10 protein-coding genes are annotated in these 14,092 nt (G+C 69.1%); all 10 read right to left on the minus strand.

Features of this window, described 5'->3' with window-relative positions; all coding sequences use genetic code 11:
* Positions 1-55: 55 nt before the first annotated feature.
* Positions 56-1,852 carry a sugar-binding domain-containing protein gene (locus J2X21_RS22325; RefSeq protein WP_310332301.1) on the minus strand — a complete coding sequence of 599 codons (1,797 nt, stop codon included), beginning with the start codon at positions 1,850-1,852 and terminating at the stop codon, positions 56-58.
* 19 nt (positions 1,853-1,871) lie between these two features.
* A complete protein-coding gene (gene yjfF / locus J2X21_RS22330; protein ID WP_310332303.1) occupies positions 1,872-2,837 on the minus strand; it encodes a galactofuranose ABC transporter, permease protein YjfF in 966 nt (321 codons plus the stop codon).
* On the minus strand, positions 2,834-3,787 hold the full coding sequence (locus J2X21_RS22335; RefSeq protein WP_310332304.1) for an ABC transporter permease: 954 nt from the start codon (positions 3,785-3,787) through the stop codon (positions 2,834-2,836). Before J2X21_RS22335 ends, yjfF begins: the two co-directional genes overlap by 4 nt.
* Positions 3,784-5,277 carry a sugar ABC transporter ATP-binding protein gene (locus tag J2X21_RS22340; protein WP_310332306.1) on the minus strand — a complete coding sequence of 498 codons (1,494 nt, stop codon included), beginning with the start codon at positions 5,275-5,277 and terminating at the stop codon, positions 3,784-3,786. Before J2X21_RS22340 ends, J2X21_RS22335 begins: the two co-directional genes overlap by 4 nt.
* Before the next feature lie 294 nt (positions 5,278-5,571).
* Positions 5,572-6,519, minus strand: coding sequence for an ABC transporter substrate-binding protein (locus J2X21_RS22345; protein WP_310332307.1), 948 nt, complete (start codon positions 6,517-6,519; stop codon positions 5,572-5,574).
* Between the two features lie 267 nt (positions 6,520-6,786).
* Positions 6,787-9,531 (minus strand): TonB-dependent receptor, encoded by a 2,745-nt coding sequence (locus tag J2X21_RS22350; RefSeq protein ID WP_310332309.1) that lies wholly within the window; start codon positions 9,529-9,531, stop codon positions 6,787-6,789.
* A 378-nt stretch (positions 9,532-9,909) separates the two neighbouring features.
* Positions 9,910-11,235 carry an ABC transporter substrate-binding protein gene (locus tag J2X21_RS22355; protein WP_310332311.1) on the minus strand — a complete coding sequence of 442 codons (1,326 nt, stop codon included), beginning with the start codon at positions 11,233-11,235 and terminating at the stop codon, positions 9,910-9,912.
* Positions 11,232-12,056, minus strand: a complete 825-nt coding sequence (locus J2X21_RS22360; RefSeq protein ID WP_310332313.1) for a carbohydrate ABC transporter permease — start codon at positions 12,054-12,056, stop codon at positions 11,232-11,234. The genes J2X21_RS22355 and J2X21_RS22360 overlap by 4 nt, the downstream gene beginning before the upstream one ends.
* Positions 12,053-12,952 (minus strand): carbohydrate ABC transporter permease, encoded by a 900-nt coding sequence (locus tag J2X21_RS22365; RefSeq protein ID WP_310332314.1) that lies wholly within the window; start codon positions 12,950-12,952, stop codon positions 12,053-12,055. The genes J2X21_RS22360 and J2X21_RS22365 overlap by 4 nt, the downstream gene beginning before the upstream one ends.
* Positions 12,949-14,043: an ABC transporter ATP-binding protein gene (locus J2X21_RS22370; protein ID WP_310332316.1), complete on the minus strand. Its 1,095-nt coding sequence runs from the start codon at positions 14,041-14,043 to the stop codon at positions 12,949-12,951. Before J2X21_RS22370 ends, J2X21_RS22365 begins: the two co-directional genes overlap by 4 nt.
* Between the last annotated feature and the right edge of the window lie 49 nt (positions 14,044-14,092).

Here is a 14,092-nt window from a genome sequence, read left to right on the forward strand (position 1 = left end):
TGAATGGACGAGGCGGCTCTGGCGGCCGCTCAGCGGGAGCCCCCAAAGAAACGAATCAGCGACCGAAGCGGATCAGCGCCTGGTTGGCCTTCCTGACCTGCTCGAAGTCCAGCTTCTTGACCTGCCGGTCGTAGGTGAAGAAGCCGTTCAGCTCCTCCTCCACGTCGGTGGTCTCGGTGTAGACCGCGGCGCTCAGGCCTTGCGTGGCGGCGTACTCGCGCAGCTTGGCGGCCTGCTCCACGTAGACCTTGGTGACGGCTTCCTTGCTGTCGTACAGCAGGTAGCAGCACTTGGAGTCGGGCCGGTACATGTGGCCCGGCGTGCGCAGGCTGTTGCCGCCGTATTCGCCCAGCACGGCGATGCGGCCGGGCTGCCAGTTCACTGGCTGAGGGCCGGGGTAGTCGTGCAGGTCGATGACGTCGCCGCCGCCCTGGTCGTGCGGCTCGAAGTTGATGCCGGAGTGCGTGTTGATGAGGCGGGTCGGGTCCAGCGCCTTGAACACGTCGGACATGCGGCGGTGGTCGAAGTCGCCCCAGCTCTCGTTGAAGATCACCCACGAGACGATGGACGGCACGCTGCGCAGCTGGTCCACGATCTCGCGCATCTGGCCTTCGGTGCGGCTGCGGATGGCCAGGTCCTTCTCGGCGTCCCAGGCCTGCGGCATGTCCTGCCACACCAGCAGGCCCAGCTTGTCGGCCCAGTAGAACCAGCGCGCCGGCTCCACCTTGATGTGCTTGCGGACCATGTTGAAGCCCAGGTCCTTGGTGGCCTGCAGGTCGAACTTCAGCGCCTCGTCGGTAGGCGCGGTGAACAGGCCGTCGGGCCAGAAGCCCTGGTCCAGCGGGCCGAACTGGAAGACGAACTTGCCGTTCAGCAGCGGGCGCGGCACGCCGGCCACGTTGCCAATCGCCATGCTGCGCATGCCGAAGTAGCTGTCGACCTGGTCGATGACCTTGTCGTCGCGGCGCAGTGTGACCTTCAGGTCGTACAGGAAGGGATCATCCGGCGACCATAGCCGCGGCTTGGGCACGGCGAGGTGCAGTTCGGTGCCCGGCTTGCCAGTCACGCGGCCGACGGGTTTGCCGTCGCGGTAGGCCACGGCCTCCACGTCCGCATGGGCATCGGCGCGCACGATGATCTGCAGCCGCTGCCTGGCGACATCGGGCGTCAGGTCCAGCCGCGCGACGTGGGCGGCGCCCACGGGCTCCAGCCACACGGTCTGCCAGATGCCCGAGCTGGGCGTGTAAAAGATGCCGCCGGGCTTCAGCGACTGCTTGCCCAGCATGCCGTCGCCGGTGCTGGGGTCGAAGGCCGACACGACCAGCTCGTTGCGGCCGGGCTTCAGGTGATCGGTGATGTCGAAGCTGAACGACGCGAAGCCGCCGTCGTGGAAGCCCACGCGCGTGCCGTTCACGTAGACGTTGGCCACGCGGTCCACGGCGCCGAAGTTGATGCGCACGCGCCGGCCGGCCCAGGTGGCGGGGATCTCGAACGTGCGGCGGTACCAGAGGTTGACCTCGCCCAGGCGCTCGATGCCCGACAGGCGCGACTCCACGGGGTAAGGCACGCGCACCTTCTCGACCGTGGCCGGGAAGGTAGGCGCGACGGACGGCACATGGCGCGCATCCGGCGCGCCCTTGCCGCCCCAGTAATCCCATTGGCCGTTCAGGTTGATCCAGTCCTTGCGCACCAGCTGCGGCCGCGGGTACTCGGGCAGTGGCACGGCGGCCTTCTCGGCCTCGGCGGTCCATGGCGTGGTCAGGCGGTGGGCGGGGCCCAGCGGCTTCTCGGGCTCCTGCGCCTGGGCGGCGCCAGCCAGCGCGAGGACGAGAGCGGGTATCAGCAATCTCATGACAACCTCTTTGGAGAAATCAGGAAGCAAGGCGGCGGCGCGCAGGCAGCCACACCAGCAGCCGCTGCAGCCCGCAGAACAGGCCCAGCAGCGCGCCGATGACGATGCGCGTCCACCAGGAACTCAAGGTGCCGTCGAACAGGATCAACGTCTGGATCAGGCCCAGCATCAGCACGCCGGTCAGCGCGCCCAGCAGCTGGCCCGTGCCGCCGCTGAGCAGCGCGCCGCCGATGACGACGGCGGCGATGGCGTCCAGCTCCAGCCCCTGCGCATGCAGGCCATAGCCCGACAGCGTGTAGATGCCGAACAGCACGCCACCCAAGGCCGCGCAGCCGCCGCTGACGGCGTAGACGGCGATGCGCGTGGAGCGCACGGGCAGGCCCATCAACCGCGCCGAGTGCTCCTGGCCGCCCAGCGCGTAGACGGCACGGCCGAAGCCGGTGGAGCGCGCCACCCAAGCGGCCAACGCCAGCACCACGAGCGAGCCCACGGCGCCCGGCGTGATCTCACCCAGCGGCCCCAGCGACCAGCGTGCCTGCGACCACGCCGTCAGCGTCGCATCGCTGATGACGATGGAGTCCACGCTCAGCACGTAGCAGAGCCCGCGCGCGAGGAACAGCCCGGCCAGCGTGACGATGAAGGCCGGCACCTCGAAGGCCTGGATGACCCAGCCCATCAGCGCGCCGAACGCGGCGCCGGCGACCAGCAGCAGCGGGATCAGCAGCCACGGCGACATCTGCGCGCGCTCCACGCCCAGCGCCAGCAGCATGGTGGTCAGCGCGACGACCGAGCCCACCGACAGGTCGATGCCGCCCGACAGGATGACGAAGCTCATGCCCACCGCGACGACGAGCAGGAAGGCGTTGTCGATCAGCAGGTTCAGCAGCACCTGGCCGGACAGCAGGCCCGGGTAGGCGGCCGCACCCGCGAGCAGCGTGAGGACCAGCAGCGCCAGCGACGCCCAGCTCGGCAGGTTCTGTCTCATGGCGCCCGCCTCCACAGCCGCGGCGACTGGCTGATGGACACCGCGAACACGACGGCCGCCTTCACGACCAGCGTGACCTCGGGCGCGATGCCCAAGGCGTAGATGCTGGTCGTCAGCGTCTGGATGATGAGCGCGCCCAACAGGCTGCCGCGAAGGCTGAAGCGGCCGCCCAGCAGCGAGGTGCCGCCCAGCGTCACGGCCAGGATGGCGTCCAGCTCCAGCATCAGGCCGGCGTTGTTGGCGTCGGCGCTCTGGATGTTGGCGGAGATCATCAGGCCGCCCAAGCCCGCGCACAGGCCGCAGGCGATGTAGACGGCCAGCAGCAGCCCCGCCGCATGCACGCCCGCCAGCCGCGCGGCGGACGGGTTGGCGCCGCTGGCCTGCAGGAACAGGCCCAGCGCGGTGCGGTGCTTCAGCGCGCCCAGCAACAGCGCCAGGCCCACGGCCAGCCAGGGCGCGAACGGCAGGCCCAGCAGGAAGCCGTTGCCCATGAACGCATAGCCGGCGTCGTTGATCGTCAGGATCTGCCCGTCGGTGATGAGCTGCGCGATGCCGCGCCCGGCCGTCATCAGGATCAGCGTCGCAATGATGGGCTGGATGCCACCGGCCACGACCAGCAGGCCGTTGAACAGGCCGCACACGGCTGCCGCGCCCAATGCCGCGGCGATGGCCAGCGCCAGGCTGCCGCTGCCGTTGATGACGGATGCCGCCACGGACGCCGCGATGGCGACCACCGCGCCCACCGAGATGTCGATGCCGCGCACGGCGATGACCAGCGTCATGCCCATCGCGACGACCATCAGCGGTGCCGCGCGGTTGACGATGTCGATCAGCGGGCCGAAGGCGTGGCCGTCCTGCCAGCGCAGCGACACGAACTGCGGATTCAGCGCGGCGTTGAGCAGCAGCAGCGCCGCGAGCACAAAGGCCGCATGCTTCACCGACCCGCTCATGCCGCCTCCGCCATTGCATGCAACAGCTGCGACTCGCTCAAGCCGCGTGCCGGCAGCTCGGCCACCTGGCGGCGCTCGCGCAGCACGATCACGCGGTCGCAGGCGCGCAGCACCTCGGGCAGCTCGGACGAGATGAACACCAGTGCCATGCCCTGGCGGCACAGCGTCAGCACCTGGTCCATCAGATCCTGCTTGGCGGCGATGTCGATGCCGCGCGTGGGCTCGTCCAGGATCAGCAGGCGCGGCTCGGTGGCCAGCCAGCGGGCCAGGATGGCCTTCTGCTGGTTGCCGCCCGACAGCAGGCCGATGGGCGTCTCGGCATCGGCCGTCTTGATGCCCAGCTGTGTGATGAACCGCTGCGCCAGCTCGCGCTGCGCCGTGGGCGACAGCATGCGGAACACGCCGCGGCGGGCCTGCAGCGCCAGCACGATGTTCTCGCGCACGCTCAAGGCCGCGACGATGCCGTCCACCTTGCGCTCCTCGGGGCAGAACGCGAAGCCGGCACGGATGGCGTCGCGCGGGCCGGCGAGCGTGAGTGGCCGGCCGTCGATGCGCAGCTCGCCCATGTCGGCGCGGTCGGCACCGAACAGCAGGCGCGCGGTCTCGGTGCGGCCGGCGCCCAGCAGCCCGGCCAGGCCCAGCACCTCGCCGGGTGCCACGCTGAGGCTCACGCCTTCGACCGCATGGCGGCGACCCAGGCCTTGTGTCTGCAGCAGCGCCGCACCGGCCGGCGGCGCCGCATCATCGCGCGCCACCGTGGTGGCCGACAACTCGCGGCCGATCATCAGCTGCACGAGCTTCATGCGCGGCAGCTCGGCGGAATACTCGCCCACCAGCTCGCCGTTGCGCAGCACCGTGAAGCGGTCGGCCACCGCGTAGGCCTGGTCGAGGAAGTGCGTGACCAGCAGGATCGCGACGCCCTCGCCGCGCAGCTGGCGCAGCAGCGCGAGCAGCCGCGCGGTCTCGGCTTCGTCGAGGCTGGACGTGGGCTCGTCGAGGATCAGCACCCGCGCCTGCTGGTGCAGCGCGCGGGCAATGGCCACCATCTGCTGCAGCGCGACGGGCAAGTCGCCCAGCGTCTGGCGCACGTCGAGCTGCAGACCCAGCCGCGCGAGCGCGGCTTCGGCGTCGACGCGAGCCTGCTTCCAGGCGATGCCCCACCAGCGGCGCGGCAGCCGGCCGGCCAGCAGGTTCTCGGCCACCGACAGGTTGGGGCACAGCTGCACCTCCTGATGCACGACCGCGATGCCGGCCTGCTGCGCCTGCAACGGCGTGCGGGCTGCGAAGGGCCGGCCGTCGAGCTGGATGTCGCCGGCATCCAAGCCCTGCACGCCCGTCAGGATCTTGATCAGCGTGGACTTGCCGGCGCCGTTCTGGCCCATCAGTACGTGGACCTCACCGGCGCGCAGCGTGAGGCCGGCGTCGACGAGGGCCGGCAAGCCGTTGAAGGACTTGGCGACGGCATGGGCCTGAAGCACGGTAGGGCTCATTGCCGCGCTCCATCGGGATGCCCGCAGGCGACTGGGCAGACCTGATGCTTCGTGTCCCCCGCCCGCTTCGCGGTCTCCTCCTTTACCTTCGCATCAGGCCTGCCCAGCCACCTGCTCCGCGCTGCATTCGTGCATGCCGGCGCAAACCTCAGGTGGTGCGCCGGGGCGTGGGGGCACGCAATTGCGAAGGTAAAGGAGGAGGTCCGCGCAGCGGGCCGGGGGACACGAAGCAATTGCGTGCCCCCGCGGCCCGGCGCCATTCCACTCAATGCGGCGGCTTTCAAGTCCGAGCCCTCAGTACCGCCGCTTGGGCAACTCACGCGCCGCGACTTCGGCCGGGAACACACCCTCCTCCGTCACGATGCGGCGCGGCAGCGTCTTGCCGGCCTTCAGGTCCTTCACGGCCTGCATCAGCGGTGGGCCCAGCAGGGGGCTGCATTCCACGGTCACGTTGAGCTTGCCCGCCACCATCGCCTCGAAGGCGGCTCGCACGCCGTCGATGGAGATGACGAGGATGTCCTTGCCCGGCTTGAGCCCCGCTTCCTCGATGGCCTGGATGGCGCCCAGCGCCATGTCGTCGTTGTGGGCGTAGAGCACGTCCACCTTCCGGCCGGCTTCCGCCTTCAGGAAGGCTTCCATGACTTCCTTGCCCTTGGCACGACTGAAGTCCGCCGTCTGCGAGCGCACGATCTTCAGGCGCGGCTGGTCCTTGATGGCTTCCTCGAAGCCCTTCTTGCGGTCCAGCGCGGGCGCGGCGCCCACGGTGCCTTGCAGCTCGACGATGCGGACCTCACCCGTGCCACCCTTGGTCTTGTCGATGAGCCAGCGGCCTGCGCGGCGGCCTTCCTCGACGAAGTCGGAGCCCATGAACGACACCCACAGGCTCTCGTCGGCCTCCTTCACCAGGCGGTCCGTCAGGATGACCGGGATGCCCGCGGCCTTGGCCTCGCGCAGCACGGTGCCGAAGCCAGTCTCGACGACGGGCGACAGCGCGATGACGTCGACCTTCTGCGCGATGAAGGCGCGCAGCGCCTTGATCTGGTTCTCCTGCTTCTGCTGCGCGTCGGCGAACTTCAGCGTGATGCCGGCGTCCTTGGCGGCCTGCTTGATCGAGGCCGAGTTGGCCGTGCGCCAGGCCGACTCCGCGCCGATCTGCGAAAAGCCGAGAACGATGGGCTTGCCGGCCGCCCAGGCGGGCAGACCGACGGCCGCGAGGGCGGCAAGGGCGTGGCGTCGTTGCATACGGAAAACGAAGGAAAAAGGCCGCCCCGACACGCACTCAAAACGAGTGCGTGCGCGAGGGCTGGCTTGAAAAGGCGGGCCAAACCACGACCGCCCGGAGAATGATCGGAAGGGGACGCTACGGTGTTCGGGCCGAGCGCCGGGCCGCCCCAAGCCGGCCCGTCTGGCGATTTGCACGCCGGTCAATCCGGCGTGCATCGCCGTCCCCTCGGGGGACCGACCAGACCGGCACGCGTTCAGCGGCCGGGCTGGGCGAGGGGTCAACAATCACAACTTGAAGTTGAAGCTCAGGCCATAGAACTTGTCGTCCGACCGGATGTCGTGCGGGAAGCTCTCGTTCTGGAAGTAGCTGTAGTACTTGGCGCCGGTCAGGTTGTTGGCGTTGAAGCTGACGCTGAGCTGCGGCGTGACCTGGTAGCCGATGGCGAAGTCCAGCCGGCCATAGGCCTTCACGCGGTTGTAGTACGGCGCGTTGTTGTTGCCGCAGATGCCGGTGGCCAGGCCGTTCTCGGCGGGCGACGCGACCAGGCAGTCGATCTGGCCCTCGTTGAACTTGTCGCGCCAGGTGTAGGTCAGGCGGCTGGTGATGCCGAACTTCTCGTACAGCACGCCGGCGTTGTAGCTGTGCTTGGACACGCCCAGCAGCGGCTTGCCGAACAGCTTGTCGCCGGGCGTGTTCACCACGCTGTCGGCCATCGTGTAGTTGCCGAACACGCCCACGCCGCTCAAGGCGCCGGGCAGCATGTCCAGGAAGTACTGCGCGCTCAGCTCCAGGCCCTTCAGCGTGGCCTTGCCGAGGTTGCGCGGGCGGCTCATGTCGTAGGTGACGCCGCCGATGACTTCGCGGGCCACCGAGCGCACGACGCGGTCCTTCAGCACGCGGTGGTAGACGGCCGCCTGCACATAGCTGCCCTTGCCGAAGTACTTCTCGATGGACAGGTCGTAGGCCGTGCTCATCTGGTCCTTCAGCTCGGGGTTGCCGCCGCTGCCGCCGGGAATGATGTTGGCGTTCAGCGGCACCGAGTAGTTGACCGTCGGGTTCAGGTCACCCAGGCCCGGCCGGGACATCGTGACGCCGGCCGTGGCGCGCACGATGAGGTTGGGCACGACCTCCAGCTTGGCGCTGGCGTTGGGCAGGAAGTGGTTGGTCGTCGACGAGGCCGTCTGCGGCGTGACGACGTTGTTGATGCGGCCCGCGCCGGAGATGGTGCGCTCGGAGCGCACGAAGCGGCCACCGAACACGCCGTCCAGCCGCATGCCGCCGACGGTGGTCTCGTAGTGCGGCTGCACGTAGAGGGCGTAGTTGCGCTCGGTCGCGTCGTAGTTGTTGACCGGGGCATAGGCCGGGTCGCCCGGCTGGCTGCCGTACAGCACGCGCAGCACGTCCGTGTTGTTGCGCAGGTAGTCGGGGTTGGGCGTCATCCACGGCTGGCAGCCGTTGATCTGCGGGATGCAGTTGGGCGCCTGGATCAGGAAGTCGGCCGGCAGCTGCGTGGCCGAGCTGACCAGCGTCACGCGGTTGCCGCCGGGGGCGCCGGGGCCGCCGGCCTCGTTGGCGCGCCAGGCCGAGTCGCGGTCGGCGGCGCGGACACCGAAGTCGACGCTGGTGATGAAGCCGTCCAGCTCGTAGCTGCCCTTCAGCGCCACGGCGTTCTGCTCGCTCTTGGCCCAGTTGATGTCCTGGAACAGGCCGTTGGCGAAGCGGAAGTCGGTCTTGCTGCCCAGCGGGTTGCCGGGCATGTTGGTGGTGCCGTAGTCGCCCGCGTTGACGACGATGTCCACCGACGCGATCTGCTTGCCGATGTCGACAATGATGTTGCGGTTGCGGTTGTCCGACGCCATGTGCGAGGCATCGAGGTGCAGCGACAGCGGGCCGGCGTTGTACTTCCAGCCGGCGGCCAGCACGCGCTGGTCGGTCGCGCCGGTCTTGGCCTGCGTGCTGGTCAGGCCCGGCACGTTGTTGAACGTGGCCGACACGCCGTTGCACAGGTTCTGGATGCCGTCGGTCGCGCTGCCCAGGAAGCCGGCGCCGTTGATGTGGGCCTTGAAGCAGTCGGTGCTGGCCTTGGCGTTGGTGATGTTGGCCGCGGCGAAGATGTCCGAGAAGATGAAGTAGGTGCCGAACTTGCCGCGGTAGCCGGCGTACAGCGCGTCGGCATAGAACTCGTTCTGCGCGTTCGGGCGCCACTGGATGGACGCGTTGGCCTGCGGGCGCTGGTAGCCGCCGGTGTCGGTCAGGCCGCCCACGCAGGTGGGCAGCACGATGCCGGCCGCGCCCGCCGGGCCGTTGGTGCCGGAGCGCGGATCGCAGTTGAACGAGATGGGGCGGTTGAACTTGTGGTCGGCGTAGGAGACGTCGGCCAGGAAGCCGATCTCGCCGGCATCGGTCTGCACGCGGTAGGAGCCCAGCACGCCCAGCTTGGTGGACGGGTCGGTCGTGAACTCGCCCTTGCTGGCGCGGCCGTTGACGACCAGCGTCAGGCCCTTGCGGAACTCCATGGGCTTGCGCAGCTTGAGGTCGATGGCGCCGGCCACGCCACCTTCCAGCACGTTGGCGCCGGCCGACTTGTAGACGTCGGCGCGCGAGATGGCTTCGGCCGGCAGGTCCTGGAACGCGAAGCCGCGGCCCACGCCGGTGAACATCTCGCGGCCGTCCACGGTCGTGATGATGTCGCCGATGCCGCGGATCAGCGGGTTGACGATCTCGTTGTTGAAACCCACGACGGTCTGCACGCCGGGCACGCGCTGCAGCGCTTCGGCCACCGTGTTGTCGGGGAACTTGCCGATGTCGTCGGCGACGATGGATTCGACGACCTGGTCGGCATCGCGCTTGGACTGCACGGCCGCATTGCGGCTGGCGCGCTGGCCGATGATGACGACCTGCTCCAGCTTGTTCTCGGCCTCGGCGGCCGGCTTGGGCGCGGCAGCCTGCTGGGCGGTGGCGTGCTGACCGGCCAGCACCAGCGTCAGCGTGGCGGCGGCCGCGACCGGCGAAAGGGTGAATCGCTTCATTGTTTTGTCTCCTGGAGCCTGGGGGGCGCTGCGTTGGCGCCGCCGTCGGCTGGTTTTAGAACGAAATCCGTGGCGCACTGGGCGCCGGGTCCCCGATGTCTCGATTCGCGACGTGGCGCCGCGCTCTCGACCTCATTACAAACAACTTTTCTTGCAACATTCGGCGCAACAAGGCTCCTGGATGGAGCTTCGCGGCGCCCCGGCCGCATCGAGCGTCTCTACGGCGGCCGGTCTTCAGAACCTGTTCATGCGGGTCAGCGCCGCGTCTGCCGCAGCCGGTCCGCTGGCACTGCCCACGGACCTTTCTGATCGTTTTGATGATTATTCACCAATATTCTTGTTATAAACCTATCGCAAACCATGAGTGGCGCGAGCGCATCAGCGCTTGTTGCTCCCGAGGAATCGGGACTCACGTTCCAAGAGCCGGTTGATGCGCTGCTGGCCCTTGGCCAGCGTGGCCTCCAGCGGCTCGCCGGACACGACGACGGCGGACACGGTGTCGCCCAACAGTCCCATCACGCGGGCCTGCCGCGCGACGGTGGTGGGCAGGCCGGTGCCGAACTGCGCCACCGGGCCCAGCGACGCGCGCTGCGCCAGGGCCCTGAAGGCCGCGCTGTCCACCGCCGACTGGCGCGCCGGCAGCTGGCCGGTGCGGGCCCATGCCAGGCTCTCGTCGTTGAGGAAGTGCAGGAAGCGCAGCGCGGCATCGCGCTCGGCCGCGGTCTGCTTCGGATTGCGCAGCATCACCCACACATGGCTGTCGGCCCAGGTGGCCGGCTTGCCGTACAGCGCCGGCTCGGGCTGGGCCTCGTAGGCGCGGCTCAGCGGGTTGCCCGGCTGCGTCGCGCGGTCGTTCAACTGGCCCAGCAGCCAGGTGCCGTTGGGCATGACGCCGCCAGCGCCGGCCATGAAAGCCTGCAGCGCGGCGCTGTAGTCCATGTGGCGCGTGGACAGGCCTTCGGCGTAGACCGTGCGCATGAACGCAACCGCGGCCTTCACCTCGGGTGTACCCAGATCGATGGCCTGGTCGGTCTTCGGGAACAGGCTGCCGCCCTGCTGGTGCACGAAGCCCAGCACGCTGCGCGCGAAGAAGCTGGGGTCGTTCAGCGTCAGCCACACGAAGTAGGGCTTGCCGGTGGCGCGCTTGAACGCGCGGGCCTGCGCCAGCAGTTCATCCGGCGACGTGGGCAGTTTTGCGTGCCCCTGCTTGTCGACCAGGCCGGCCTGCTTCATCAACCCGAGGTTGATGTGCCACAGCATCGCGTGGCTGTCGTAGGGCAAGGCCAGCACATGGCCGCCCAGCGTCACGCCGTTGCGGGCGTGGGGCGTGAAGTCGGCCGCATCGAGCGCGCCGTCCAGCGGCTGCAGCAGGTCGCGCTTGGCGAAGTCGCCCAGCACCGAGGCGTGCATGATGGAGATGGTGGGCAGGTCACCGCCCACGATGCGCGCGCCGAGCTGCGGGTAGTAGGCGGCGTGCTCCACGATCTGCGTGTTGACGCGGATGCGGCCGGCCTCCCGCGCGTTGAACTTGTTGGTCAGCACGGTGATGATCCCGCACTCGCTGCTGACCTGGGCCGGGTCGGTCACCTGGCCGAACTCGGCATCGCAGCTGCCGAAGAAGCGGGCCAACGTGATCTCGACCGGCGCGGCGTTCGTCGCCCCCATCAGCAGCGCCGCGGTGAAGGCGATCAGCGCGCGCTTCATGCCGGCCTGCCTCCCGACACCGCCGCCACGATGTGGCGCTGGAAGAAGGCATACAGCACCAGCACCGGCAGCGCCGCGAACACGGCTTGCGCCATCAGGAAGCCCAGCCCCTCGGACTGCGCGAAGTTGGTCTGTGTGGACGCGAGGCCCAGGGTCAGCGTGTACATCTCGGGTCGGGTGGCGGAGATCAGCGGCCACAGGTAGTCGTTCCACGCAGCCAGGAAGCTGAAGATGCCCAGGGTGGCCTGAGCCGGCAGCGTCAGCGGCAGGATGACGCGCCAGAAGATGGTCCAGCGCGACGCGTTGTCCATCAGCGCGGCCTCCTCCAGCTCGCGCGGCAGCGCCTTGAAGAACTGCGTCATCAGGAACACGCCGAACGGCGCGGCCAGGCGCGGCAGGATCAGCCCCGCATAGCTGTTGTGCAGGCCCAGCTCGGCGAAGAAGCGGTGCAGCGGGATGACCACCGCCGGCTCCGGCACGGCCAGCCCCGCCAGCACCAGCGCGAACACGACGCGCTTGCCGCGGAACTCGCATCGCGCAAAGCCGTAGCCCGCCAGCGACGACAGCAGCAGCACCAGCAGCGTCTGCACGCCGGCCACGACGCAGCTGTTCAGCACCCAACGGAACACGGCCGAGTTGGCCAGGATGTCCGCGTAGTTGCGCAGCGTGAAGGGCGTCGTGAAGATCGCGTCGGTGCGCTCCATCAGCACCGCGTTGGACTTCAGCGACAGCGCAAACACCCACAGCAGCGGCAGCATCCACAGGATGGCGAGCACGATGGCAGCGGCCATCAGCACGCGGTCGAAGGCGGTGGGCTTCATGCGGCACCTCCTTCACGCTTCTCGGCCCAGCGCTGCACCGACACGCCCAGCACCAGCAGCACGAACAGCAGCTGCGCGGCGGCGGCCGAGTAGCCCAGTGCCCATTGGTCGAACAGCGCCTCGTAGATGAACATCACCATCGTCCGCGTGCTGTTGTTGGGCCCGCCGTTGGTCAGCAGCTGCGCCTGGCCGAACACCTGCAGCTGGCCCAGCAGCTGGATGATGGCCACCAGCACCAGCGTGCGGCGCAGCGCGGGCAGCGTGATGTAGCGGAACGAGCGCCAGCGGCTGGTGTTGTCCAGCGCGGCGGCCTCGTACAGGTCGCGTGGCACCTGCTGCAGCGCGGCCAGCATCAGCGTCATCGGCAGGCCTATGCCCCACCACAGCGTGACCAGCGCGATGAAGGGCAGCGCCAGCCGCTCATCGCTCAGCGGCGCGAGGTCGGGCAGGCCAAGCGACTGCAGGCCCTGGCTCAGCAGGCCGCGATCCGGCAGCAGCACCAGACGCCAGATCAGCGTGACCACCGTCACCGACAGCACGTTGGACGCGAAGAAGGTGCCGCGCAGCCAGGCGCCCAGCTTGCCGGGGCGGTTCAGCACCAGCGCCAGCGCCAGGCCCAGGCCCACGAAGGCGGGCGTGCACATCGCTGCGAACAGCACCGTGTTGCCGGCGCTGCGCAGGAAAACCTCGTCTTTCACCAGGTCGATGAAGTTGGCCAGGCCGACGAACTGGCCGCGTCCGGTCAGCAGGTCCACCGCATGGAAGGACAGCCACCAGCCCTCCAGCACCGGCGCCACCAGCAGGCCCAGGTAGCACAGCAGGAAAGGCGCGATGAAGGCCCAGCCCACCCACGCGGGCTGGCCCAGCGACGCTTGACGCAGCGTGGCGCCGCTCATGCCGCGCGCACCTCGGCGTGGTGGGCGACGCCGCTCGCATCGAAGACATGCAGCTGGTCCAGGTCGGGCTGCAGGTGCACCACGTCGCCCAGCGCCAGCGGCCGCTGCACGGGCACCTCGGCCACGACCACCGTGCCATTGCCCAGGCCCACATGCGCCAGGCTGCGTTCACCCAGGCGCTCGATCAGCTCCACGCCGCCGCTGATGACGCCGGCCTCGGCCAGCTTCAGCCCCTCGGGCCGCACACCCACGCACAGCTCGCGACCCAGCGCGTCGGACGCCGCCACCTGCGTGCGCAGTAGTTCGCCGCCATACAGCCGCACGACGGCGCGGCCCTGGTCGTCGGGCACGCGCTCCACGGGCAGGAAGTTCATCGCCGGGCTGCCGACAAATCCGGCGACGAACTTCGTGCGCGGCTTCTGGTAGATCTCCATCGGCGCGCCCAGCTGCTCGATGCGGCCGCCGTTCATGACGACGATGCGGTCGGCCAGCGTCATCGCCTCGACCTGGTCGTGCGTGACGAACACCATCGTCGAGCCCAGCCTCTTGTGCAGCCGCGCGATCTCGATGCGGGTGCGGCTGCGCAGCTTGGCGTCGAGGTTGGACAGCGGCTCGTCGAACAGGAAGGCCTTGGGCTCCTTCACGACGGCACGGCCGATGGCCACGCGCTGGCGCTGGCCACCCGACAGCTGGCCGGGCTTGCGCTGCAGCAGCGCGTCCAGCTCCAGCATCTGCGCGGCGGCGGTCACGCGCTGCTGCACCTGGGCATCGGCCACACCGATGTTGCGCAGGCCGAAGGCCATGTTGTCGAACACGCTCATGTGCGGATAGAGCGCGTACTGCTGGAACACCATCGCGAGGCCGCGCTTGCCGGGCGGCAGGTCGGTCACGTCGGTACCGCCCAGCACGATGCGGCCGTCGGACACGCTCTCCAGCCCCGCCAGCATGCGCAGCAGCGTGGACTTGCCGCAGCCCGACGGGCCCAGCAGCACGATGAACTCGCCCGCGGCGATGTCGAGGGAAAAGTCGGGAATGACGTCGACCGGCCCGTAGCGCTTGGCCACGGCGGCGAACTGGATGCTGGCGGTCAAAGGTTGGGTCTCCGGATGGGCGCCGTCGTAGCAGCACCTCTGTTCATCT

The organism is Roseateles asaccharophilus, from assembly GCF_031458115.1.
Lineage (GTDB): Bacteria > Pseudomonadota > Gammaproteobacteria > Burkholderiales > Burkholderiaceae_C > Pelomonas > Pelomonas asaccharophilus_A.

Excerpts from the sequence above, each read along its gene's own strand:
- J2X21_RS22325 (WP_310332301.1), bottom strand. The coding sequence starts at position 1,852 with ATGAGATTGCTGATACCCGCTCTCGTCCTCGCGCTGGCTGGCGCCGCC.
- yjfF (WP_310332303.1), bottom strand. The coding sequence starts at position 2,837 with ATGAGACAGAACCTGCCGAGCTGGGCGTCGCTGGCGCTGCTGGTCCTC.
- J2X21_RS22335 (WP_310332304.1), bottom strand. The coding sequence starts at position 3,787 with ATGAGCGGGTCGGTGAAGCATGCGGCCTTTGTGCTCGCGGCGCTGCTG.
- J2X21_RS22340 (WP_310332306.1), bottom strand. The coding sequence starts at position 5,277 with ATGAGCCCTACCGTGCTTCAGGCCCATGCCGTCGCCAAGTCCTTCAAC.
- J2X21_RS22345 (WP_310332307.1), bottom strand. The coding sequence starts at position 6,519 with ATGCAACGACGCCACGCCCTTGCCGCCCTCGCGGCCGTCGGTCTGCCC.
- J2X21_RS22350 (WP_310332309.1), bottom strand. The coding sequence starts at position 9,531 with ATGAAGCGATTCACCCTTTCGCCGGTCGCGGCCGCCGCCACGCTGACG.
- J2X21_RS22355 (WP_310332311.1), bottom strand. The coding sequence starts at position 11,235 with ATGAAGCGCGCGCTGATCGCCTTCACCGCGGCGCTGCTGATGGGGGCG.
- J2X21_RS22360 (WP_310332313.1), bottom strand. The coding sequence starts at position 12,056 with ATGAAGCCCACCGCCTTCGACCGCGTGCTGATGGCCGCTGCCATCGTG.
- J2X21_RS22365 (WP_310332314.1), bottom strand. The coding sequence starts at position 12,952 with ATGAGCGGCGCCACGCTGCGTCAAGCGTCGCTGGGCCAGCCCGCGTGG.